Genomic DNA, 23,290 nt, shown 5'->3' with positions numbered 1-23,290 from the left:
TCCTTCAGACCGCCAGGCCCCATGCGCACCCGGAACGCCGCAATCAGCTCACGCACGGTCTGGTAAGCGTTCGACAGGCCCTTGCGCAGGTCATCGGCCGCCCCCTTCACGTCGGGCGAGGTGCCGGCCGACTGGATGGCACGCTGCAGTTGTGCCACCTGGATCTTCATGAAGGCCAGCGCCTGTGCCAGCGAGTCATGCAACTCGGCCGCGATGGCACCGCGCTCCTCCATCAGCGCGATGCGGCGCCCTTCGTGGCTGCGCCAGACGGCTGCAATCGCCATGGCGCACAGATTGGCAAAGCTGTCGGCAGCCTGAAGGTGGCCCGACCCGATCACAGCCCCAGGCTGGAACTCGATGGCCAGCACACCCACGGCGCCTCGCTCCCCTTGGACCGAAACGAGGATGGCGGCCGCTTCCCCTGGGGGCCCGCTCACCACCCGAGCCAGTCCCTCGCTCAGCATGGCGTTGTCCGTCCAGGCACCGACACATTCCGGCACCCCATGGGTGGCCACCACCGCCCGCCAACCGAGCAGGCGCTGTAGGTCGGACCCCAGGCGCAAGGCCACCGTGCGCGCTCCCACCGCCTCCTGCAGCCAGTGCATGGCGGTGGACAGGGTGGACTCGTTCAGTTCGGACCGACAGAACAGCCGCCCGGACTCCTGCATCAGCGACAGCGTCTTGGCCTTCAGCGTGTCCCTGGGTGCGCCCGGTGCCACGGCCTCGGTGGCAGGCCGGGGCACCGTGACAGGCGCCTCTGCCTCGCCCCGCCGGCGCAGCCCCCACACCCCCGCGCCAGCCAGCATCGCAGCCGCACTGAGCAGCACCAGAGACACCACAGAAGGCGCCGCCAACGCACCAGCCGCGGGGCATCCGAGCGGCGCCGCGGCCTGAATCTTGCACACACCCTCCAGTGTCTGCCACAGGCGGACGTGATCCCACCACATGGCCACACCCAGCACCCACAGGACCAGCACGCAGAGCCCGCAAGCCAGGCTTGCGGCGGCCGTGCGCCGGGGCGGCTGATCCAGGAAAGACAGCATGTCAGTGAACGCTCGCAACATCATGGCGCTCTATATCGGGCTGGCAGGGGGGCTGGCATTCGTCACGATGGGTTGGCTGATCGCATGGCAGGGCGTGGTCTTCGGGGCGGTGGCCGGGTTGGCTGGCCTGGTGTTCGTCGGCCTGGCAGCGACCCGCTCGGCGTCGTCCACCCCGATCGAACCCGCCGCCCAGCCCCAGAACAGCACCCCCACACCTCCCAAGCAAGGTGCGGGCCAGCACGTGGCAAGCTGCCTCAGTTGCCTGCAACCCGGCGAGTCGTGGTCAGGGGCGGTGCTCGATCAACTCCGTCTGGGCCTACTGATCGCCGATGGTGTCGGCGTGATCGAGTACGCCAACCAGAGCTGGGAGGCGCTCACCAGCCGCTCACGGGCCGAGACCCTGGGCCAGACCCTGTGGTCCTTTCTGCATCCCGAGGACGCTGCCAGCGTCAGCTGGGACTGCCGCCGCGTGGCGCAAGGTGAAGTGGCCGAGTTCAGCCAGGAGGTGCGCCTGCTGGACGCACGCCGCCGGCCGGTGTGGGTGATGTTCCGCGCTCGCCCCTGCACGCTGGTGTCGGGCAGCGCAAGCAAGCTCGCCGTGACCCTCGAGGAGATCACGCGCCGCAAGCGGCTGGACGAACAGCTGCGCTCCACCCGGCACTACGTCAACACGCTGCTGTCCAACGTGCCCGGCATGGTGTACCGATGCCGATACGACCCGTCCTACACGATGGAGTTCATCAGCGAGGGCTGCCTCGATCTGACCGGCTACGAACCCGATGACCTGATCGAGAACCGGCGGCTGGCCTATGCCAGCCTGATCCATCCCGAAGACCGCTCCTTTGTCTGGACGCAAGTCCAGGTGCACGTCGAGAAGCGCGCGGCCTACCAGGTGTCCTACCGGATCATCGACGCCACGGGACGGGTACGCTGGGTGTGGGAACAGGGGCGCGGGGTGTACTCCTCACACGGTGAGCTGCTGGCCGTGGAGGGCTTCATCACCGACGTCTCCGAGCGCAAGGGTGCCGAGGAGCGGGCCAAGCGCAAAATGTGGTTCGAAGCCCGCACGGGTCTGACCAGCAAGGCCATCTTCGAGGCGCTGCTCGCGCAGAGCCAGCAGCTCACCCGCCTCGGCGGCCCGCTGGCCGCGGTGCTGCTGGTCGAGTTGCCCCACGCCACCGCCGAGATCGAGCGCATCGGCCTCGAGCGCTTCGAGCAGGCCCTCACCATCCAGGCGCGGCGGCTGGCACCGGCAGCCGGTGCGGGGGCGATCTGCGCCTACCTCGGCAACCACCAGTTCGCCGTGCTCACCAGCGACTTCCGCCACCTTGGCCAACCGCGCGCCGTCGCGGACCCGCGCGAGATGCTCCCGCTGGTCTCTCGCATGGCCAGAAGCCTGCTTGATGCCCTGCAGGAGCCCCTGCGTCTGGACGGCCAGAGCGTGCGCCTCGACGTGGTCATCGGCATCACCCTGACCGCCTCACGCTACAACGACCTGGATGAGCTGATGACCGCCCTGCAGGAGGCCGCCAAAGCGGCTGCGGAACTGGGCAGCGGACACTGCGAATTTGCCGAGGAATGAGCCTCAGAAAGCGCTTACCACCTTTGGCGTAGCACCACGAGGGAATTGCGACACGACCCCTCTCCTTGCGACCATGACCTCAGTTTGAAGGCCGGCACAACGCCCCCTGTGCGGCCTCTGATCCAACTGGAATCATGTGGAAAGGAAGAGAGATGACACGAGTTGCAGTGATTGGTGCCGGCCCGTCCGGCATGGCCCAGATGCGCGCCTTTCAGTCGGCCGCGAGCAAGGGCGCAGAGATCCCCGAGATCGTCTGTTTCGAGAAGGCCTCGGAGTGGGGCGGCCTGTGGAACTACACCTGGCGCACCGGGCTGGACGAGAACGGCGAGCCCGTTCACTGCAGCATGTACCGCTACCTGTGGTCCAACGGCCCGAAGGAATGCCTGGAATTCGCCGACTACACCTTCGACGAGCACTTCGGCAAGGGCATCGGCTCCTACCCTCCGCGGGCCGTGCTGTGGGACTACATCAAGGGCCGCGTCGAGAAAGCCAACGTCCGCCCCTGGGTGCGCTTCGAGACGCCCGTCCGCATGGTGACCTTCGACGCGAAGACCGAGAAATTCACGGTCACCGCGCATGACCTGAAGACCGACACCATGACGTCGGAGCTGTTCGACTACGTGGTGGTGGCATCCGGTCACTTCTCGACCCCCAACGTGCCCTTCTTCCCCGGCCTCGACACCTTCAACGGCCGCGTGCTGCATGCCCATGACTTCCGCGACGCGCTGGAGTTCAAGGACAAGAACGTGCTGCTGATCGGCCGAAGCTACTCGGCGGAAGACATCGGTTCGCAGTGCTGGAAGTACGGCGCCAAGACCATCACCACCTCGTACCGCAGCAAGCCCATGCCCTTCAACTTCCCGGACAACTGGGAACAGAAGCCGCTGCTGACCCACGTCGAGAACAAGACGGCCTACTTCAAGGACGGCACGTCCAAGGAAGTCGACGCCATCATCCTGTGCACGGGCTACCTCCACTACCTGCCCTTCCTGCCGGACGATCTGCGCCTGAAGACCGACAACCGCCTGTGGCCGCTGGGCCTGTACAAGGGCGTGGTCTGGGAGAAGAACCCCAAGTTGTTCTACCTGGGCATGCAGGACCAGTTCTTCACCTTCAACATGTTCGACGCACAGGCCTGGTATGTGCGCGACCTGATCATGGGCCGCCTGTCTCTGCCGGCCACCACCGCCGAGATGACGGCCGACAGCCAGGCCTGGCGCAAGCGTGAAGAGGCCCTGACGACCGACGAATCGATGATCCGGTTCCAGGCCGACTACGTGCAGCAGCTGATCAACGCGACGGACTACCCGAGCTTCGACATCGAAGGCGTGATCCAGACCTTCCTGGTGTGGGAACAGCACAAGAAGGAAAGCATCATGACCTTCCGCGACCACTCGTACCGCTCGCTGAAGACGGGCAAGCAGTCGCCGATGCACCATACACCGTGGAAGGATGCGCTCGATGACTCGCTGGAGGCCTACCTGGCCAACGGCGAAGCCAGCACGGGCACCCATGGCTGACGCGGCCATCCCTCTGGCCCCGCCGCGGGCCAGCATCCTGCGGCAACCCGGCCTGCCGGCTGACGCTCCTGGCAGCCGGCGCCTCGTGGTGGCGGGTCAGGGCGTCACGATGGCGCCGGTTCAGGCCGGCGACACCGTGGTGCTGACCAACCGCGAAGGCGGGCAGCGAGGCGAGGTGACCCTGGTCGACACACAGGGGCGGTTCGCTCCTGCCGGCCTCGGGCTCCCGCCCGAGACGCCGCGCTGTGTGCTCGACATGCTCGCCGATGCCGCGCATGCCGATGTGCGCCGCGTGCGGGATGCACTGACACGCCGCGGCGTGGCGCTCGCATCCATCGAAGGCCACGCCTGCTTTTCGCCAACCTCGCCGGCGGGTGAACAGATCGAGTTCACCGTTCAGCACGACGGACTGCTTCTGGTTGGCGCGCCGGCTCCGGACATGGCGGTGGACCTGACCGACACGGCCACGCCGATCGACGTTCACATCACACGCGCCGCTGCAGACGCCGGGCCCACCCCGCTGCCCGAGCCCCTCGCAGCCCCGCTGCAGGACATCCGCATTGCCGCGGGCACAGCCCAGGCCTATGTGGTCAAGGCGGGGCAGTACATCCAGGTCATCGACGTGGAAGGCCGGCAGTGTTCCGACTTCCAGGCCTTTGCACTCGACAAGGTGCAACGTGGGCTGGACCGGGGCCTGGATGCCACCGTGACCCGCACCTTGCTGGGGCGCAGCTACCCCACGCCAGGCCTGCCCTCCAAGGCCTTCGACCGCGACTGCACACCGTTGATCGAATTCGTGCAGGACACCGTGGGCCGCCACGATGCCTTTGCCACGGCCTGCGGGCCCCGCTACTACGACGACATGGGCTACCCCGGCCATGTCAACTGCAGCGAGAACTTCAACCTGGCCCTGGCCCCATACGGTGTCGCCCCGCGCCCTGCGTGGGAGGCGATGAACTTCTTCTACAACACGGCGCTGGACGAGCACGAGCAGCTGCACCTGGACGAGCCCTGGTCGCGCCCTGGCGACTACGTGCTGATGCGCGCGCTCACCGACCTGCTGTGCGTGAGCTCGTCCTGCCCGGATGACATCGATCCCGCCAACGGCTGGGAGCCGACCGACATCCACATCCGGACCTACGACGCCGCGTTGCAGTTCCCTCGCGCCATGGCGCACCGCATGACACCCGATGCCGAGCCTCGCATGACCCGAGAAACCCCCTTCCATCCCGCCACGTCGGCCCTCACGACGCACTACACGGACTACCGGGGCCAGTGGCTGCCCACGCGCTTCCTCAACGAGGGGCCGGTCGCCGAGTACTGGGCGTGCCGCGAAGGCGTGGCCGTCATGGACCTGAGCGCGCTGCGCAAGTTCGAGATCACCGGCCCTGACGCCGAGCCCCTGCTGCAGTGGTGCATGACGCGGGACATCGGCAAGCTGTCCGTCGGCCAGATCGTCTACACCGCCATCTGCCATCCCCACGGCGGGATGATGGACGACGGCACGGTGTTCCGCATGGGACCCGACAGCTTCCGCCTGGTCTGCGGCGAAGACGTAACCGGCATCTGGCTGCGGGAACAGGCTCAGAAAATGGGCTACCGGGCCTGGGTTCGCTCGTCCACGGACCAGCTGTGCAACCTGGCCGTTCAGGGCCCCAAGTCGCGCGAGCTGCTCAGCCAGATCCTGTGGACCGCACCGGCCCAACCCACGATCGAGCAACTGCAATGGTTCCGCTTTGCGCCGGCCCGCATCGGCGGTTTCGAGGGTGAGCCGGTTGTGGTCTCCCGAACCGGCTACACCGGCGAGCTCGGCTTCGAGGTCTTCTGCCACCCGCGGCACGCGCAGCGCGTGTTCGACGCAATCTGGCAAGCGGGCCAACCGCTGGGACTGAAGCCCCTGGGCCTGGACGCGCTGGACATGCTGCGCATCGAAGCCGGCCTGGTGTTCGCGGGCTACGAGTTCTGCGACCAGACCGATCCCTTCGAAGCCGGCATCGGCTTCACCGTGCCGCTCAAGACCAAGGCCTGCGATTTCGTCGGTCGCGACGCCCTGGTGCGCCGCAAGGCCGCGCCCCGTGGTGTGCTGGTGGGCCTGGCTCTCGGGGCCAACGAAGTGGCCGCCCACGGTGATGGCGTCTACGTCGGTCGCGCTCAGGTCGGTGTCGTCACCAGCGGCATGTACTCCCCGATTCTGCAGCGCTCGATCGCGCTGGCGCGGGTCGATGCGCACTACGCCGAGCTCGGCACCGCGCTGGAAGTCGGCAAGCTCGATGGACAGCAGAAGCGCCTGCCTGCCCAGGTCGTGCGCTTCCCGCATTACGACCCGGACAAGCTGCGCGTGAAGTCCTGAAGCCCGCCCTATCCCTCCCCTTGCAGACCGGTGCATCCGGCCAACCGAACCATGTCTGATCCCCGTACCTATACCCTCACCCTATCCTGCCCGGATCGCCTGGGCATCGTCGCCGCCGTGAGCCAGTTCGTCACGGCGCGCGGAGGCTGGATCATCGAAGCCAATCACCACGCCGAGCAGGAAGACAACGTCTTCTTCATGCGCCAGGTGATCCTGGCCGATTCGCTCAACTGCAGCGTGGCGCAGTTGCGAACTGCCTTCGAGCCGCTGGCCAAGTCCTTCGGCATGACGTGGTCCATCTCGGACTCCGCCGTGAAGAAGCGCATGGTGGTGATGGTCTCCAAGCAGGAGCACTGCATCTATGACCTGCTCGGCCGCTGGCATGCCGGCGAGTTGCCGGTCGACATCCCGTGCGTGATCTCGAACCACGAGACCTTCCGCGGTCTCGTCGAGTGGCACGGCATCCCCTTCCATCACGTGCCCGTCACGCCGGAGAACAAGCCGCAGGCCTACCGCCAGGTGATGGACATCTTCGACACCGCGCAGGCCGACCTCATGGTGCTCGCGCGCTACATGCAGGTGCTGTCGCCCGAGATGTGCGAGCGCTATGCCGGCCGCATCATCAACATCCACCACTCCTTCCTGCCGAGCTTTGTGGGTGCCAAGCCGTACCACCAGGCGCACGACCGCGGCGTGAAGCTCATCGGCGCAACCTGCCACTACGTCACGGCCGATCTGGACCAGGGTCCCATCATCGAGCAGGACGTCATCCGCATCGACCACAGCGACCTGATCAGCGATCTGGTCCGCTATGGCAAGGACATCGAAAAGGCCGTGCTCGCACGGGGCCTGCGCTTCCATCTGGAAGACCGCGTGATCGTTCACAAGAACAAGACCATCGTGTTCCGCTGATCCGGCACTGAACACACAGCCGGGCCGCTGCCCCCCTCTGAGTCCCCTCCCCGTTTCTGGCTTGAGTTAGGAGATGTTCATGGCCTTGTCCCTTACCCCTCGTCTCACGCGCGTTGCCGCCGCATGCGCCCTTGCCCTGCCGCTGATGGCCGTTGCCGACACACCGGCCTACACGCTGACCACCAACATGGGCCTGGTCAGCGAGTATGTGTTCCGCGGCATGACCTATTCGCAAGGGCGTGCTGCCGTGCAAGGCGGCATCGACTTCGCGCACCAAAGCGGGCTGTACCTCGGCATCTGGTCGAGCAGCGTCAGCGGTGAGCCCCTCGGTGGTGCTGTCTCCGAAGTCGACTACTACGGTGGCTACAGCGCTGCGGTGGGCGACTTCACCTACGACGTCGGCCTGCTGCAGTTCACTTTCCCGCGCGGCAAGCTGGCGAACAATGTCAGCCTCGGCACGCTGGAAGTCTATGGCGGCATCACCTGGAAGATGGTGAACCTGAAGTACTCGCGCACCCTGGGCGACTACTTCGGCTTCAACGAGGAATCGGGCTACCGCGCCGGCTCCAAGGGCTCGGACTACATCGAGGCCAACATCAACTATGAGTTCCTGCCGGGCTGGACCGCCAACCTGCATGCCGGTCGGCAGTCGGTTCGTGGCAACACCGAGTTCAACTTCTCGGACTACAAGGTGGGCGTCTCGCGCGACCTCGGTGCCGGCTGGGTCGCCTCGCTGGCCTGGATCGACACCACCGGTGACGCGATGCTCTACACCTACCCGTCCGGTGTGAACGTGGCCGCAGCGAAGTGGGTGGCGTCGATCAAGCGCACCTTCTGACGCACCCGAATCCGGTGGCGCGCTCGCCCTCTTGCCGGCGCGCTTCTTGCGACAGACCAAGCCGGAGCCTCCACCCATTTCATCGGTGGAGGCCATCTGCCCAGCCTGCGGGGTCTGCACCGTGCGTCGGCCGGACCTCACCCTCCCTCAAGTTGCCCAACATGGAGCATTCGATGTCCACACCCTCTCTTGTCCGGCGCAGTCTTGCGGCCGGCCTGCTTGCCACCTGCAGCGCAGGTGTCCTGGCCCAGGCGGCAGCCGAGCCGGCCCCCACCCTCAACACCGGCGACACCGCCTTCCTGTTCGTCTGCAGCCTGGTGGTGCTGTTGATGACCCTGCCCGGTCTGGCCCTGTTCTATGCAGGCCTCACGCGTGTGAAGAACGTGCTGTCGATGCTGATGCAGGTCTTCGCCGTCTCCAGCCTGATGGCCCTCCTGTACGCCATCTACGGCTACAGCCTGACCTTCGTGGACGGCGGCAGCCTGCAGGCTTTCATCGGCGGCACCAGCAAGTTCTTCATGAACGGCATCACCGCCGATTCGCTGCAAGGCACCGTCCCTGAGCTGCTGTACTTCCTGTTCCTCACACTGTTTGCCGCGATCACGCCAGCCATCATCTGCGGCGCCTTCGCAGAACGCGTGAAGTTCTCCGCGGTGATGGTGTTCATGGTGGTGTGGCTCACCATCAACTACGTTCCCATGGCGCACATGGCGTGGGGCGGCGGCTGGGTTGCCGGCCTGATCCCGCAGGACTTTGCAGGCGGCAACGTGGTTCACGTGAACGTGGGCATCGCCTCGCTGGTCGCGGCCTGGATGGTCGGTCCTCGCCTCGGCTGGGGCAGCACCAGCATGGCACCGCACAACATGACGATGACCATGACCGGCGCGTCGCTGCTGTGGGTGGGCTGGCTGGGCTTCTGCGGCGGTTGCGCCCTGGCCGCCAACGGCTTTGCCATGCTCGTTGTGGTGAACACCTTCCTGGCTTCGTGCGCTGGCGCCCTTTCCTGGATGGTTGTCGAATGGATCCACCGTGGCAAGCCGAGCCTGCTCGGCCTGCTGTCCGGTTCGATCGCGGGCATGGTGGCGATCACCCCGGCCTGCGGCTTCGTCGGCCCGATGGGCGCCATCGTGCTCGGCATCGTCGTCTCTCCGATCTGCGTGTGGGCGGTCGACGTGCTCAAGCCGCTGATGAAGCTCGATGACTCGCTGGACGTCTTCGGCGTGCACGGCGTCGGTGGCATCGTGGGCGGCCTGCTGACCCCGATCTTTGCCTTGCCGGCCCTGGGTGGTGTGGGCTTCGCCGAAGGGCGCGACCTGGGCACGCAACTGGCCTATCAAACGGGTGCGCTGGGCTTCAGCATCCTGTACTCGGCCGTCACCAGCCTGGTCGCCTTCATGGTGGCCAAGGTGGTGTGCGGTGGCCTGCGCATCGACGAAGAGCAGGAAGTGGACGGCCTGGACGTCTCCTCGCACGGCGAGGTGGGCTACAAGCTGAGCAACTGAGCCAGCACCGGCCAATCTCGTTCAACCAGGCCGATGTCGCATACCGCGGCATCGGCCTTTTTTCTTTGCCAGCGCATCGCCGGAGCGGGCCGAAGGGGAACGCGCCAAAGACGAAGGCCCCGCAACATCGGTTGCGAGGCCCGGTTCAGATCGGAAAAATGAGAACGCTGCTCAGGAAGCGACCGGGATGCCGAGGCGGTGCAGCTTGCGGTACAGCGTGTTGCGGCTGATTCCCAGCACCTTGGCCACGCGGCTGACGTTCCAGCGGTGCTGCTCGATGAGCTTGAGCAGCGCCTCCCGCTCGCCCAGCTGAACGGGATTGAGTGTCGCCATGATGTCCTCGTCGGCATCGGCATCCACGTCCATGGTACCTGCTGCGTCTTCCTGCGTCACCCCGCCAGCCGGCATGGCCTCTGCGGGAGCGGCCCACACCAGGCCACCAGGCTGGCATGTGGCCGGCATCTGGCGCTGCAGGAACGGCAGGTGCTCGGGCAACACCATCACGCCGTCCATCAGGGCGACCGCCGTGCGAAGCACGTGCCGCAACTGCCGCACGTTGCCGGGCCAGGCGTAGCCCATCAGCAGGGCGTCCGCTTCGGCGCTCAGGCGCACCTCGGCCCCGGCCTCTTCGGCCAGGATGCCCAGGAACAGGGCGCGCCGGTCGCTGCGCTCGCGCAGTGCGGGCAGGCTCAGCTCGATGCCGTTGAGGCGATAGTAGAGGTCTTCCCGGAAGCGGCCTTGGGCCACCAGCTCGGCAAGATCCCGGTGACTGGCACTCAGAAGCTGAAAGCTCACGTCCTGAGCCTCTTCCGATCCCAGTGGCGTGACCCGCCGCTCATCCAGCACCCGAAGCAGGCGTGCCTGCAGGTCCAAAGGCATGTCGCCAATCTCATCCAGGAACAAGGTGCCCTTGTCGGCCTGCAGCACCTTGCCACGCCGGCCACTGCGCTGCGCACCCGTGAAGGCCCCGGCGCGGTAGCCGAACAGCTCGGCCTCGATGAGGCTTTCGGGGATGCTGGCGCAGTTCACGGCCACGAACTCGCCGGACGCATGCGGGCTGTGCTCGTGCACCAACCGGGCAAACACCTCCTTGCCGGATCCGGTTTCGCCGTGCAGCAGCACGGGAATGCCTTTCTTGATCACCTTGCAGGCGGTCTGCCAATGGCCCATCAGCCGGGGATCGCCCAGCTTCTGCCCCACGGTGGCGTGCGGGTGCGGCGCCGACGCAGAGGAGGACTCGTCGCGTGGAGCCAGGGCTCGCCGGGATGTCGCCGACGACGGCTCCACACCCGCCGGCCGCCGGGCCAGGGCGAAGTACCGGTTCGAGCCGCTGACCTTGAAGGTGACGACCGGATGGAAGGACGCCTGGGCGCTGCGCTCGATGAGGTCGTCCAGCGACGTCTCGAACACCTCGTCCAGCCGCATGCCGATCAGGTCCATGGCGGCCGTTCGCCCGAGCTGGAAGAGCGCGCTGCGGTTGACCGCCAGGATCTGGCCGTCCGGCGCCACGGCCAGCCGGCCTTCATGCAGGGTGTGGATGAACTCCGGCCGGGTATGGAAGTGAACCGGGCAGGCGTGCGGAAAGGACCGGTCCAGCAGGCGGTTCTCGATCATGCGGGCCGTCATGTCCAGCAGGACCAGCACATGCTGCTGGGGCATGAGCGAACGGCTCGTCACATCCAGCACGCCGGCGGGTCGGCCCTCTGCATTGACCAGGGGCACAGCGGCGCAGGTCAGCGATCGGAAAGGGGGAAAGAAGTGCTCTTCGCGGTGGATGGTCACGGCCCGGTTGGCCGCCAGGCAGGTGCCCATGCCGTTGGTACCAGCCTGCGCCTCGCTCCAGACGGCCCCCACGCGAAAGCCCATGTCGTCGAGGTCCCGCCCGAACTCGGGCGAGGCCACCATGTGCACGATCATTCCGTCGGTGTCGGTCAGCACCACGGTGGAAAACGGGTCGGCCAGCTGCTGGAACAGCGTGGTCATCTCATGGCGTGCGCAGGCGACGAGGTCGGACAGTCGCGCCTGACGCTCGGCCAGCAAGGCCCCGTCATAGCACAGCGGGCGCGGCCGTCCGTCCGGGCGCAGGCCGTGTGCTTCGATGCAGCGCGCCCAGGACTGGCTCGCCACATCGCTCATGCTCAAGGCCTGCGCGCCTCGGGCCATCACCGTGTCAGCCCGGGGCGAGAGGACGGCGCTCATGGCTCACTCCGGCTGGGTGCCAGGACCCAGATCCCGTCCGTCATCGAACTGCGAGAGCCACGTCACCGCCGTGGGCAGGTAGCGGGTGAGCCCCTTGTACTCGGCCAGGGGTGCAGGCAGCGAGCCCAGCACCCGGTGCAGGCGGGCACCCCAGCGCGGCTGGGTGCACAGCTCTTCCAGGCTGGCCAGGTAGCAGCGGATGCTGAAAAGCATGCCGTTGCTGCGGGGCAGGCGGAACATGGTCTGCAGCTCCACGCGCAGGTGCACCTTCTTGCCGACGTTGTCCGGTGTGACGGAGGCCCGGTCGGTCCCCCATTCCGGATAGGTCTCGGGCGAGGTGTCCAGCCGCGGGTTGACCGTCATCGTCCAGTTCAGACGCCGTACCGGACGCCCCTGTTGCAGCATCATCAGGTACTTCAGCGCGCGGTCGAACACGCCCATGTCGTGCGCCAGCGGTACGGGCGCATGCCATTGGTGGAAGCTCATGCCGACGTCGAAGGTCAGCGACCAGTCGGCCTGGGACGTCACCATCGCGGCATCGGCGAAGAGGGTGCCTTCGCGCTGGTCCAGCACCACGAAGTCGCCCTGAACCTGGCGGGTGATGTACTCCAGCGGCCCCTGGGGCAGCGTGCTGGCATCACCGAAGATGAAGTCCTGGCGCAGCCCGAGCGGCCGGTTGGTCCACACCCAGCGGTTGCCGTCGCGCAGCAGGGCGAAGTGCTCCGGGTAGTCGGCCGCCAGCGAGGTCATCAGCAGCTCCAGCGTGTCCCACTCAGCCTCGATCATGTGCGGCAGGCTGGCACAGCGGCCCGGATCCCGCGCCAGGGTGATCGCCCGGTCCCGGCATTCGGCCACATAGTGCTCGTCGATGTCGAACGCGTGCTCGTACACCGATCCCACCGGGCCCGGCACATGGGGCTCCATGTTGACCGAGTACATGTAGCTGTCCTGCGGGAAGGGCAGCGGGAAGCGCCGGATGGCCTCCGGTGAGTTCTTGAACGTGTAGTCGTCCCGAAACGATTCCTGGGCGAAGGCGAGGGTCATGATGAGGCCTTGGTTGAGTTCAGAGGTCCAGGGTCAGGCAAGCGCCCTTGAAGCGCGACACACAGGGCATGACGAGCTTGCCGGCCTGCTTGTCGGCATCGCTCAGGTAGACGTCGTGGTGCAGCAACTCGCCATCGGCCGACAGCACCGGGGTCTCGCACTGCCCGCAGGCGCCGCCGCGGCACAAGGCGTTGACCGGTGCACCGCATTGCTCGAGCGCCTCGAGCAGGGACAGGTCGGCCGGCACGGTGATGCGCTGGCCGCTGCGGGCCAGCAGCACATCGAAGGGCTCGCCCGGCTCGGCCGATGCGAAGCGTTCGCTGTGGAGGTTGGTGGCGGGCCAACCCATGGCGGCCCCGCCCTCCATCGCGGCGCTCACCATGGGGGTCGGGCCACAGATGTAGAAATGCGTGCCCAGGCGGCGGCCGGCAAACAGCGTCTTGAAATCGATGCGCACGCCCTGGCTTTCATCGTAGTGGTGCACCTTGCCCGGTGCCAGGGCCTCCAGCTCGGCGACGTAAGCCGCGTGCGCCGGCGAGCGCCAGGCGTAATGCACCTCGAAATCGGCCCCGCGTCGGGCCAGCTCGCGGGCCTGGGACAGGATCGGTGTGACCCCGATGCCACCGGCCACGAGCAGGTGGCTGCGGGCCGTGCTGATCAGCGGGAACAGGTTCATCGGCGCGGTGATGTCGAGGCGATCCCCCACGCGAGCCTGTTCATGCAGCCAGGCCGACCCACCCCGCGAGGGCTCCTGCCGGCGCACGGCGATGCGCCAGCTCATGCGCTCGTTGGGGTCGCCCAGCAGGGAGTAGGGATTGCGGCGCGGACGCTCGCCTGCCGGCACGCTGACGACCACATGGCTGCCAGCCGAGTACAGCGGGAAGGGCTGCCCGTCCGCACGGCGGAAGGTGAACTCGCGAATGCCCGATGCCACATCCCGGACGGCATCGATGACCACGTGAAAGGACGACTCGTTCATGACTGAAATGGCTCCGCTTCGGGGATGAGCCCGGGTTCCTCGGCATCGATCTGGAAGGCCATGTAGGCGCCCAGCTGACGGGAGAAGTGATCACGCACGAACAGCGTGCGGCCGCATCCGCTGCAAGGGGCAACGGTCGCCGTGACATCCGGCGTGGTGGTGCGGCAGTGCACGCAGAACATGGGCCGGGCCGGCGCCCCCGCACGCTCACGCTGGATCTCGGCCTCGCCCAGTCCGGCCTTGGCGGCACGGCGCGAGGCCTCCCAGACCAGGTGTTCGTTGCCCAGCAGGTACAGGCGACAGCCCATGCTGGCGCGCTCCAGCTCGGCCGACAGCACGTCCAGGCCCGCCTCCAGGTCCGAGGCCACGGCGCAGGGCACGCTGACCCGAAGGTCGAGCTCTGCGCCTTCCGGCGAACGTCCGACGACGATCACCGACAGGGCCGAAGGCAGATCGTCCAGCAGCCGGGAGATCTGGCCCGCGTGCGCGGCTTCGACCAGCAGGATGTGCCGGAGACCGGATGGGTCCCACTGCAAGGGCTTGTAGACGGGGGTGCTGTACATGCTGTGACCCGGTAAGGGCAGAAGGTTGGAGATCAGGCCAGCTTTTCGGGATGGGTGCGCAGGCGACGGGGGTCGTAGAACGGCGTGCGGACCACGGTGGCCTTGAAGTCGCCCGACTGGCTGCGCACGGTCAGGCTGGTGCCCAGCTTCAGGTGGGTGGGCTTGAGGTGCACCATGGCCAGCGACTGCATCAGCAGGCGGCTGTAGCTGGCGGTGGTCACGACACCGACCTGCTGCGACCCGTCGAAGATGGGCGCGCCCGCTTCCACAGCGGCGTGGTGGTCCACATGCAGACCGGCCTGCTTCACACGCTCGCGGCCCTTGAGGTGAGCCAGGGCCTGCTTGCCGATGAAGTCGGCCTTCTTGTCGAGGTCGACGGCCCAGTCCATGTTGACTTCCCACGGCGTGGTGTCGCCTTCCGGCATCTCGAACGGGAAGAACAGCAGGCCGCCTTCCACGCGGGTCAGCTCCAGGGCGTTCCACGACGCCGGGATCACGCCAAAGGGCTTGCCTGCTTCCAGGATGCTGTCCCACAGGAAGACGGCGTCGGCGCGGCTGCAGTACACCTCGTAGCCCAGCTCGCCCGAATAGCCGCCGCGGCCGATGATCACCTGCTTGCCGAAGATGGTCGTGGGGAAGTGGTTGAAGTAGGGCAGCCCGGCCAGGTCGCCGGCCACATGGGGGGCCAGCACGTCACGCGACAGCGGGCCTTGCAGCGACAGGATGTGAACATCCTGGTCGGACACGATCTCCACCTGCTTGCCTTCGGCCAGGCGAGCCAGGGTCTGCGGTGTGGCGCCGCTGCCATGCGACACGCGGAAGCGATCGGCTGCATCGCGCATCACCATGATGTCGTCGACCAGCGCGCCGCTTTCATTGACCTCGGCCGACAGACGCGCCGTGCCCGGCTTCAGGCGGGTGATGTCGATGGCCAGCATCTGGTCCAGCACCGCTTCGGCATCCGGGCCGCTGACCTGAACGATGTTCAGGGCGGACACGTCGTACAGCGCAGCGCGCGTGCGGGTGGCGATCACTTCCTCATGGGCGTCGCGGTTGTAGCTCCATGGGATCGGCATGTTGTTCCAGGTGTCGCCGTCCAGCTTCGAGCCGAGTTGACGATGGCGCTCATTGAGCACGGAGTTCCGTTGCATTGCGTGTCCTCGTTGGTATCCAGATCAGATGGATTCATTGTGGAGATCCGCCTTGCCGGAGGAAATTGTCGGGAGGGGGTACCGCTTTGGTGGTAGTGGCCTGTCCGGCACAGTGCCCCGGGGCCGCGCCACACACTGTGTCCTGGGGTCGCGACACTGTGTCGCCCCGGGGCGCGGCGGCGGGCCCGGGGCGCATCCCCGAACGGCTGAATCCCCTGCGGGCACACCGCGCGGCCCGGGCTTTGCTATGTGAGCGTCATCTCTCCACCGACCGGCTCACGACGTGAACGCGCTCACCGCCCTGCCTGCCCTCCCCTCGCTCGCCGCCCTGCCCGATCGGCCTGTGGCGTCAGCGCAGGTCGTGCAGGTGCAGGCACCGGCCCGTCTCCATCTGGGCTTTCTCGACCCGGGTGCGTCGCTGGGACGGCGCTTCGGCAGCCTGGGGCTGACCATCAACGGGCTGGCCACCGTGATCGAGGCACGCCATGCCGACCGCGACAGCGTGTCGCTGGCCCCGGGCGTGCCCGAGGCGGAAGGCGCTCGCGCCCTGAGCTTCCTCCTGCGCACACGCCAGGCCCTGCCGGACAGCCGACCCGTGGCGCTTCGGCTGCAGCATCTGCTGCCCGAGCACCAGGGCTTCGGCTCCGGCACGCAGATGGCCCTGGCCATTGCCCATGCGGTGGCCTGCCTGGAAGGACACGCGCGCAGTGCCGCGGAACTGGCGCGCGCCACGGGCCGCGGTCTGCGGTCCGGCATCGGGATTGCCTCGTTCGAACAGGGCGGGCTGCTGCTGGATGGCGGCCCGGGACGCCACGCGGCGCCGCTGCTGTGCCGCCTTGCGTTCCCCGAGGACTGGCCCGTGCTGCTGATCAAGGAGCCCGCCTCGCGGGGACTGTCCGGCGAGGCCGAGCGACAGGCCATCGCCAGCCTGCCCCCTTTGCCGCGTGAACATGCCGCGGCCATCTGCCACCGTGCGCTCATGCAGGTGCTGCCCGCGGTGAGCGAGTCCGACTTTGCCGCCTTTGCGCAGGGGGTCAGCGCCATCCAGCGCCTGCTGGGCGGGCATTTCGCCCCGGCACAGGAGGGCCGCGTCTGGGCCAGCCCGCACGTCGCCCCCCTGCTGGACGCACTGGAACGCCAGCACGGCGCGGCCATCGGCCAGAGCTCGTGGGGACCCACCGGCTTTGCCATCTTCCCCTCGCTGGCCCGCGGCCAGGAAGCCGTGGCGTGGGCCGCGCAGCAAGGTCTCATCTCCGACGCAATCGCACTCCAGTGGGTGTCGGCCCGCAACCGCGGCGCCGATGTGCACTGGCTTCCTCACTCTGACTGAACCACCTGGCGCCGACCATGGAAAAGCCCTTCATCCTCCACCTCTTCACGCCCGAGGCCCGCGTCAGCCCGTTCGACGTCAACATGGCGGTCGACGCCGGCTACCAGGTGCTGATGCCCTACACCGGCGTCGAGCTGCCGATGGTCGTCGGCCTGACCCACGACGCCATCTTCTCGCGGGGGCCCAAGGGCGTCAGCCGCACCGGTCTTTTCATTGGGGGACGGGATGTGCTCCTGGCCGCCGACATGCTGGAGGCCGCGCAGAAGGCCATGGTGCCGCCGTTCGTGGTTTCGGTGTGCGCCGACCCCAGCGGGGCCTACACCACGGCGGCGGCCATGGTGGCCAGCGTGCAGCACCACCTGCGTCGTCGGCATGAGCGCTCGCTCGCCGGGCTGCGGGTGCTGGTTCTGGGCGGCACAGGCGCGGTCGGTCGGATCGCCGCGGTGCTGGCCGCACGCGAAGGCGCGACGGTCACCCTGTCGAGCCACACGGGGCAGGCCCATGCTGGCCAGGCCGCGCGGGCCACCGGCTCGCGCTTCAATGTGTCGCTGCAGGCCTGCTCGGGCCAGCATCCGGAGGACGTGCTCTCGGCTCTGCAGCGGTGCGACGTGGTTCTGGCCACGGCCGCTGCGGGCGTGCGGGTGCTGTCGCTCACGCAACTGCAGCAGGCCCCCAGCGTTCTGATTGCGGCGGACCTCAACGCCGTGCCCCCCTCCGGCATCGAAGGCCTCGGCCCGCTGGACGACGGGGTGGCCCTGGGCGGCGGGCAGGCGGTGGGCATCGGCGCACTGGCCATCGGCAACGTGAAGTACCAGGTGCAGCAGCAGTTGCTCCGCCGGATGCGCGAGGCCAGCACGCCGCAGTGTCTGAGCTTCGAAGACGCACACCGGGTGGCCTGCCAGCACCTCGGGCTGGTGGCAGCCTGAAGACCGCACGGTGGCCACGCTGATCGTCGCCGGGCTGAGCGCCCGCATCATGGCCGAAGCGGCCAGCCAGGACGGCTGGGACGTGGTTGCCCTCGATGCCTTTGGCGACACCGACACCCGCCGATGCGCCGCTGCGTGGCATGCGATCGGCCAGCCCGACGGCATGGGCGTGTCACCGGAGCGCACCCGCCGAGCCCTGGCGCAGTTCGCCGCCGATGCGGACGTCATCGGTTGGGTGGCGGGCAGCGGCTTCGAAGGACTGTCTCGCTGGCTGGCGGACACACCGCTGCCCCTGATCGGCACGCCGCCTGCCGCGCTGCAGCGCCTGCGTGACCCGCTGTGCTGGTTCACCGCGCTGCAGGACCTGGCCCTGCCTTGCCCGGACAGCCGGCTGCAGCCGCCCGCGCAGCCCCGCGGCTGGCTGTGTAAGAGCCTGCACGCATGCGGGGGCAGCCATGTTCGACCTGCTTCAGAGCAAGACACACCGGCACCGGGCCGGTACTGGCAGCGCTGGCACCCGGGTCAGGCCATGTCCACCCTGTTTCTGGCGCATGCCGCGGGCACCGTGTGCCTGGGCCACAACCTTCAGGACAGCCGACCGGGACAACTGGGCGAGGCACCCTGCCCCTGGCTGTACCAGGGCGCCATCGGTCCGGTCAGCCTGCCCACGTCGGTGGATCACGCGCTGCGCCACGCCATCCAGGCCCTCACCCACCACTTCGGCCTCAGAGGCCTGTGCAGCCTGGACTTTGTCCTTGATGGCGAATCGATCCGCCTGCTCGAAGTCAACGCCCGCCCCACGGCCACCTGGCCCCTCTACGCCGAGGCAGGCCCGCTGATGAGCGCCCATGTCGCGGCCAGCCTGGCTCAGCCGCTGCCCGCGCTGCAAACGCCGCCCACCCCTTCGGGCCTCACCACGCTGTTCACCTCGCGCCCGCTTCAGATCACCTCGGCGGTGCACGACGCCCTGCTGCAGCGGCCCTGGGTGCACGACATCCCGGAGCCCGGCACCCGCCTGACGGCCCACATGCCGCTGTGCACGCTGAGTGCGCAGGGAAGCCACCCGGCCGAGGTGCGCGCCCGGCTGTCCGCCCGCCGCGACACGCTCCAGAGACATCTGGCCACACTGCCCTCCACAGGACCCTTCCATGTCAGCCCTGCCCCTCGCGCCTGAACACCTCAGCCTCAACCGCCTCGCCGAGCCGCTGGTCGACCAGTTGCTGGACGAGGCCGACACCCTGGGCCTGTCGGTCCACGTCAATGACCGCGGCACCCGCCTGGTGGACGCGGGGCTCGCCGTGCCGGGCAGCCTCGACGCGGGGCTGCTGGTGGCCCGGATCTGCATGGCGAACCTGGGCCAGATCCAGCTCCGGCATTTGCCTCAGGCCGGCTGGCCCACCTGGGTCGAGATCGACAGCGCCCATCCCGTGCTGGCGTGCCTGGGCAGCCAGTACGCGGGCTGGAGCCTGTCGGCTTCGAAGGAAGAAACCGGGGGCAAGCGCTTCTTCGCCCTGGGGTCGGGTCCCGCCCGGGCTCTGGCTGCCAAAGAGGCGCTGTTCGACGAACTGCGCTACCAGGACCGCGCCGACCGGGGCGTGCTCGTGCTGGAGGTGGACCGGGTTCCGCCCACGGTGGTGATCGACAAGATTCTGGCCGACTGCCACCTGCCGGCCGATGGGCTGACGCTGATCGTCACCCCCACCACCAGCCCGGCCGGAACCACCCAGGTGGTGGCGCGGGCCCTGGAAGTGGCCTTGCACAAGGCCCACGAACTGCACTTCCCGCTGGAGAACATCGTGCATGGCCGCGCCCTGGCCCCGCTGCCTGTCCCCAGCCCCGACGGCCTTCAGGCCATGGGGCGCACCAACGACGCCATCCTGTACGGTGGGCAGGTTCACCTTACGGTGCGCTGCGACGACGACGAAGCCCGTCAACTCGCCATGGCCCTGCCCTCATCCAACTCGCCGGCATACGGGCGCTCCTTCGCCGACGTGTTCGAGGCGGCCGGCTTCGACTTCTACAAGATCGACCCGGCCCTGTTCGCCCCAGCGGAAGTCTGGGTCAGCAACCAGCAGAGTGGCCACACCTTCCATGCAGGCCATTGCGACATGGGCCTGCTGAGACAGCAGTGGCTCAAGGAGTGAGCGTGATGAACCGCGTCGCCATCATGACCGACACGGTGGGCTGGCATTGCCGACGCCTGCAGGACGCGCTGCAGGCCCGCGGCATGGTGGGTCACTGCGTGGACCTGTCGGCCTGCCGCATCGACACCACCGCCTCCTGGCATGGACTGCAGTTGCCCGGCTTCGACCATGCCCTGCCCCAGGCCGTCATCGTGCGTGCCGTGGCCGGTGGCACCTTCGAGCAGGTCACCAAGCGACTCGGCGTGTTGCACGCCTTGAACGACCTGGGTGTGCCGGTCTACAACAGCCCCCGCGCCATCGAGCACAGCGTCGACAAGTCCGCCACCAGCGTCCGCTTGCATGCCGCAGGCATTCCGACCCCGCCCACCTGGGCCACCGAGTCGCCCGCCGAGGCCGAGCGCATCGTGGTGCGGGAAGCCGCTGCCGGCCGGGCCGTGGTGGTCAAGCCGCTGTTCGGCTCGCAGGGCAAGGGCCTGGCACTGGCCGGGTGGGTCAACGGCGCCTATCAGGCTCTGCCACCGCTGGCCACGCCGCTGTATGGCGGCATGGCCTATCTGCAACGCTACCTGCCACCGGTCAGCGAGCCCGGCTTCGACTGGCGCGTGCTCGTCATCGGCGGACAGGCGGTCGGCGCCATGCGGCGCGTCAGCCGGCACTGGGTGCACAACATCGCCCAGGGGGCACGGGCCGAACGCCAGCCGCTGACGCCCGAACTGGCGGAGCTGGCCGAGCGTGCCACGGCCGCCCTGGGGCTGGACTATGCCGGCGTCGACCTCATGGCCGCGCGCCTCGGTCCGCAGGGCCCGACGGACCTGCAGGTGCTGGAGGTCAATGGGGTGGCAGCCTGGCAGGGGCTGCAGCAGGTGATGGACCAGCCTCTGGCGCCGCTGATCGTCAACGACCTGATCGACCGCAAGATGGCGCAGCACGGTCCGGCCATCCGCATCGCGCGGCACCGCCCATGAAGGCCCGCGCCGAAGTGGCCTTCCGGCTGGCCTGCTGTCTGGACGTGGCGGTGCGCAAGCCGGGCAACGTCAGCCTGGCGAGCCCCGGTCACGGCATGGCGGCCCGACACTTTCTGGACAGCGCCCGGGTGGCCGGGCCGGTCTTGTTCCAACCCGGCGCGACGGTCGGCGCCCGCATCGAGCAGGCCGTGTCGGCCACGCGCGCCGTGGCAGGCTGCAACACCAACCTGGGCATCGTGTTGCTGACCGCCCCGCTGGCCGCAGCGCTGGAGGCGGCCCCCGATGAGCCGGTGGCGACCGGGCCCTGGCAGCAGGCCACCGAAGGCGTGCTGCACGCCCTGACCCGCGACGACGCGGCAGCGGCCTTCCGCGCCATTGCCCTGGCTGCACCGGGTGGCCTGGGCAAGGTGCCCGATCAGGATGTGCACGCGCCCCCCACCGTCACCCTGCGCGACGCCATGGCGCTCGCCGCCCCGCGGGACCGCGTTGCCATGCAGTACATGCAGGCGCATGACGATGTGTTCCACCCGCTGCTGAACACCTTGCGCACCGCTTGGCGACAGCGCATGGAGAGCGGCCCGCCAGGGGGGGATGGGGCCCGAGCCGCACTCGTTCACAGCGTGCAGATGACCTTTCTGCATGCACTGAGCCACTGGCCCGATTCGCATGTGGCGCGCAAGCACGGCGAGGCTGCCGCGCAGCAGATCATGACCGAGGCCCGCCCCTGGCTGGCCAGGGGCCACAGCGGCGTGGGGTTCGACGGCCTGCTCGCATGGCAGGACTGGGACAGCGCACTCAAGGCCCGGGGACTGAACCCCGGCACCAGCGCCGACCTCACGGTGGCGACCCTGCTGGTGGCGGCCCTGACCGAGCCCGATTGGGCCGAGGCGGCCATGGCCCTGGTCGGGGCCATGCCGGACTGATCAGGCTGAGACCGGGCGAACGTCCGGGCTCTTGATGCGAGCCCGGGGCGGCGCGAAGTCACCCGCGCGGCGTTCGATGACGACGCCCACCGCCACCACATCATCGAACTTGCGGGGCTTGGCCACCGCCACCCGCGTCCACACCGCGCCGAACTCCATCACCAGGATCCGGGCCACGTCCTCGGCCAGGGCCTCGAGCAACTGCACGCCGTGCTCCGCCAGCAGGCGCAGCACCCGGCCCCGCACCACGCTGTAGTCGATCGTGTCGTGGATGCGGTCCGTCGCGCAGGCATGGGAGCGGGGCAGGCCCGCCTGCAGGTCGATGCGGACCGGCTGCGTGGCTTCCAGCTCGTCATCGTGGATGCCGATCACGGTGTCGGCCACGAGGCCCTCGATGAAGATGATGTCCAGCGCTTCGCCGGGGACGGGGTTCGCATGCCGGGGCAGTTGTCCGACGTGCAGCAGCTCGAGGCTGGTCATGGGGTGCTCCTTGTGGTCGCCTGTTGGCCACCGATCCAACTGAGGGGGTCTGCCCGGCTGGCACGGCTTGTGCACCTGCAGGCGAGAACACACCCCGTTCTGCAAGTTGCATGCCCCTGACCACGCCATGAATGCCCCCTGCCCTTCCCCCCTCGCTGGCAGCCGCATCGCCTGGGCCATCACCGGCTCGGGCCATGGCCTGGTCGAGTCCCTGGCGCTGGCCAGAAGCCTGCCCGATGTGGACCTCTTTCTGTCCGCCGCGGCAGAAGAGGTCCTGCCCCAGTACGGCCACACGCTCGATGCCCTGCGCGCCGACTTCAAGGTCTTCCGCGACAAGAGCGCCAGCGCCATCCCGGTGGGCCAGCTGTATGCCGGCGTCTACCACACCGTCGTCATCGCCCCGGCCACCAGCAACACCGTGGCGAAATGCGCGCTCGGGATCTCCGACACGCTGCCCACCAACATGCTGGCCCAGGCAGGCAAGCTGGGCATCCTGAGCATCGTCTTCGCCTGTGACACCGAGCCCGTCGTGGTCACCCGCGCACCGCATGACTGGGTGACCCTGCGGCCCCGGCGCATCGAACTCGATCATGTTGCGCGCCTGCGGGAGCTGGACCATTGCCAGGTCGTGTGCAACATCCCCGAACTCGAAGCGGCCCTGGCCGCCCGGCGCAACAAGGTGTCCGATACATGGAACACATCGTCTTTCTGACGGGGCACCTGGCGCACCCTGCGCTGGAACGCGTGCTGCACGGCCTGGCCCCGACGCCCTTCACCTGGGAGATCCGCGACATCGGCCTGCAGGTGGCCGCCCTGATGACGGCGGACATGATCCGCCG

General features: G+C 68.1%; 21 protein-coding genes. 14 read left to right on the top strand and 7 right to left on the bottom strand.

Translation table 11 applies throughout. The features are described from left to right. Positions 1-1,043, bottom strand: a 1,043-nt coding sequence (locus QZ709_RS14810; RefSeq protein ID WP_294638161.1) for a histidine kinase, incomplete at its 3' end; no start/stop codon positions are given. On the opposite strand from QZ709_RS14810, the gene QZ709_RS14805 reads away from it, so the two are divergent. The 6 genes from QZ709_RS14805 to QZ709_RS14780 all read left to right on the top strand — a co-directional run bounded on the left by QZ709_RS14805 (position 1,042) and on the right by QZ709_RS14780 (position 9,747). Beyond that, positions 1,042-2,625 (top strand): PAS domain-containing protein, encoded by a 1,584-nt coding sequence (locus tag QZ709_RS14805; protein WP_294638160.1) that lies wholly within the window; start codon positions 1,042-1,044, stop codon positions 2,623-2,625. The two genes, QZ709_RS14810 and QZ709_RS14805, sit on opposite strands and share 2 nt — an antisense overlap. A 152-nt stretch (positions 2,626-2,777) precedes the next feature. Continuing rightward, positions 2,778-4,145, top strand: a complete 1,368-nt coding sequence (locus tag QZ709_RS14800) for an NAD(P)/FAD-dependent oxidoreductase (protein WP_294638159.1) — start codon at positions 2,778-2,780, stop codon at positions 4,143-4,145. After that, the gene (locus tag QZ709_RS14795) at positions 4,138-6,495 is read left to right on the top strand and encodes a DUF1989 domain-containing protein (RefSeq protein WP_294638158.1); all 2,358 of its coding nucleotides are present in this window, start codon (positions 4,138-4,140) and stop codon (positions 6,493-6,495) included. Before QZ709_RS14800 ends, QZ709_RS14795 begins: the two co-directional genes overlap by 8 nt. Positions 6,496-6,546: 51 nt before the next feature. After that, positions 6,547-7,407, top strand: a complete 861-nt coding sequence (gene purU, locus QZ709_RS14790; protein ID WP_294638157.1) for a formyltetrahydrofolate deformylase — start codon at positions 6,547-6,549, stop codon at positions 7,405-7,407. A gap of 79 nt (positions 7,408-7,486) precedes the next feature. Beyond that, on the top strand, positions 7,487-8,245 hold the full coding sequence (locus QZ709_RS14785) for a TorF family putative porin (RefSeq protein ID WP_294638156.1): 759 nt from the start codon (positions 7,487-7,489) through the stop codon (positions 8,243-8,245). Between the two features lie 173 nt (positions 8,246-8,418). Beyond that, on the top strand, positions 8,419-9,747 hold the full coding sequence (locus QZ709_RS14780; protein WP_294638155.1) for an ammonium transporter: 1,329 nt from the start codon (positions 8,419-8,421) through the stop codon (positions 9,745-9,747). Positions 9,748-9,918: 171 nt separating this feature from the next. On the opposite strand, the gene QZ709_RS14775 is transcribed toward QZ709_RS14780, so the two are convergent. The 5 genes from QZ709_RS14775 to QZ709_RS14755 are packed head-to-tail and all read right to left on the bottom strand — an operon-like array spanning position 9,919 to position 15,683. Then, on the bottom strand, positions 9,919-11,946 hold the full coding sequence (locus QZ709_RS14775; RefSeq protein WP_294638154.1) for a sigma-54-dependent Fis family transcriptional regulator: 2,028 nt from the start codon (positions 11,944-11,946) through the stop codon (positions 9,919-9,921). Positions 11,947-11,949: 3 nt separating this feature from the next. Further along, a complete protein-coding gene (locus QZ709_RS14770; RefSeq protein ID WP_109038488.1) occupies positions 11,950-12,990 on the bottom strand; it encodes a DUF3445 domain-containing protein in 1,041 nt (346 codons plus the stop codon). Between the two features lie 19 nt (positions 12,991-13,009). Further along, positions 13,010-13,969, bottom strand: coding sequence for a PDR/VanB family oxidoreductase (locus tag QZ709_RS14765; protein WP_294638153.1), 960 nt, complete (start codon positions 13,967-13,969; stop codon positions 13,010-13,012). Then, positions 13,966-14,532 carry a dimethylamine monooxygenase subunit DmmA family protein gene (locus QZ709_RS14760; RefSeq protein ID WP_109038487.1) on the bottom strand — a complete coding sequence of 189 codons (567 nt, stop codon included), beginning with the start codon at positions 14,530-14,532 and terminating at the stop codon, positions 13,966-13,968. The genes QZ709_RS14765 and QZ709_RS14760 overlap by 4 nt, the downstream gene beginning before the upstream one ends. A 32-nt stretch (positions 14,533-14,564) precedes the next feature. Then, entirely contained in the window at positions 14,565-15,683 is a 1,119-nt protein-coding gene (locus tag QZ709_RS14755; RefSeq protein ID WP_109038486.1) for an aminomethyltransferase family protein, read from the bottom strand. Between the two features lie 283 nt (positions 15,684-15,966). Here QZ709_RS14755 and QZ709_RS14750 point away from each other — a divergent pair, with 283 nt between their 5' ends. Genes QZ709_RS14750 through QZ709_RS14725 form a run of 6 tightly spaced genes read left to right on the top strand, consistent with a single transcriptional unit; the run spans position 15,967 to position 21,971 of the window. Beyond that, complete coding sequence (locus tag QZ709_RS14750; protein WP_294638152.1) at positions 15,967-17,013, top strand: beta-ribofuranosylaminobenzene 5'-phosphate synthase family protein; 1,047 nt, start codon at positions 15,967-15,969, stop codon at positions 17,011-17,013. 17 nt (positions 17,014-17,030) lie between these two features. Then, positions 17,031-17,939: an NAD(P)-dependent methylenetetrahydromethanopterin dehydrogenase gene (locus tag QZ709_RS14745; RefSeq protein ID WP_294638151.1), complete on the top strand. Its 909-nt coding sequence runs from the start codon at positions 17,031-17,033 to the stop codon at positions 17,937-17,939. A gap of 10 nt (positions 17,940-17,949) precedes the next feature. Continuing rightward, entirely contained in the window at positions 17,950-19,113 is a 1,164-nt protein-coding gene (locus tag QZ709_RS14740) for an ATP-grasp domain-containing protein (RefSeq protein ID WP_294638150.1), read from the top strand. Beyond that, positions 19,088-20,083 carry a methenyltetrahydromethanopterin cyclohydrolase gene (gene mch, locus QZ709_RS14735; protein WP_294638149.1) on the top strand — a complete coding sequence of 332 codons (996 nt, stop codon included), beginning with the start codon at positions 19,088-19,090 and terminating at the stop codon, positions 20,081-20,083. The genes QZ709_RS14740 and mch overlap by 26 nt, the downstream gene beginning before the upstream one ends. A 5-nt stretch (positions 20,084-20,088) precedes the next feature. Then, the gene (locus tag QZ709_RS14730) at positions 20,089-21,048 is read left to right on the top strand and encodes a RimK family alpha-L-glutamate ligase (protein ID WP_294638148.1); all 960 of its coding nucleotides are present in this window, start codon (positions 20,089-20,091) and stop codon (positions 21,046-21,048) included. Further along, the gene (locus QZ709_RS14725; protein ID WP_294638147.1) at positions 21,045-21,971 is read left to right on the top strand and encodes a triphosphoribosyl-dephospho-CoA synthase; all 927 of its coding nucleotides are present in this window, start codon (positions 21,045-21,047) and stop codon (positions 21,969-21,971) included. Before QZ709_RS14730 ends, QZ709_RS14725 begins: the two co-directional genes overlap by 4 nt. Here the strand turns inward: QZ709_RS14725 and QZ709_RS14720 are convergent, their stop codons facing one another. Continuing rightward, entirely contained in the window at positions 21,972-22,451 is a 480-nt protein-coding gene (locus QZ709_RS14720; protein WP_294638146.1) for a dihydroneopterin aldolase, read from the bottom strand. 127 nt (positions 22,452-22,578) lie between these two features. On the opposite strand from QZ709_RS14720, the gene QZ709_RS14715 reads away from it, so the two are divergent. Further along, positions 22,579-23,163: a flavoprotein gene (locus QZ709_RS14715; protein ID WP_109038769.1), complete on the top strand. Its 585-nt coding sequence runs from the start codon at positions 22,579-22,581 to the stop codon at positions 23,161-23,163. Continuing rightward, a partial coding sequence (locus QZ709_RS14710) for a DUF6513 domain-containing protein (RefSeq protein ID WP_294638163.1) occupies positions 23,142-23,290 on the top strand: 149 nt, incomplete at its 3' end. The genes QZ709_RS14715 and QZ709_RS14710, both read left to right, overlap by 22 nt.

The sequence above is a fragment of the uncultured Aquabacterium sp. genome (assembly GCF_913773725.1).
Taxonomy (GTDB): Bacteria; Pseudomonadota; Gammaproteobacteria; order Burkholderiales; family Burkholderiaceae_C; genus Aquabacterium.
The sequence above is the reverse complement of the archived record's forward strand: the minus strand, read 5'-3'. Positions and strand labels throughout refer to the sequence as shown.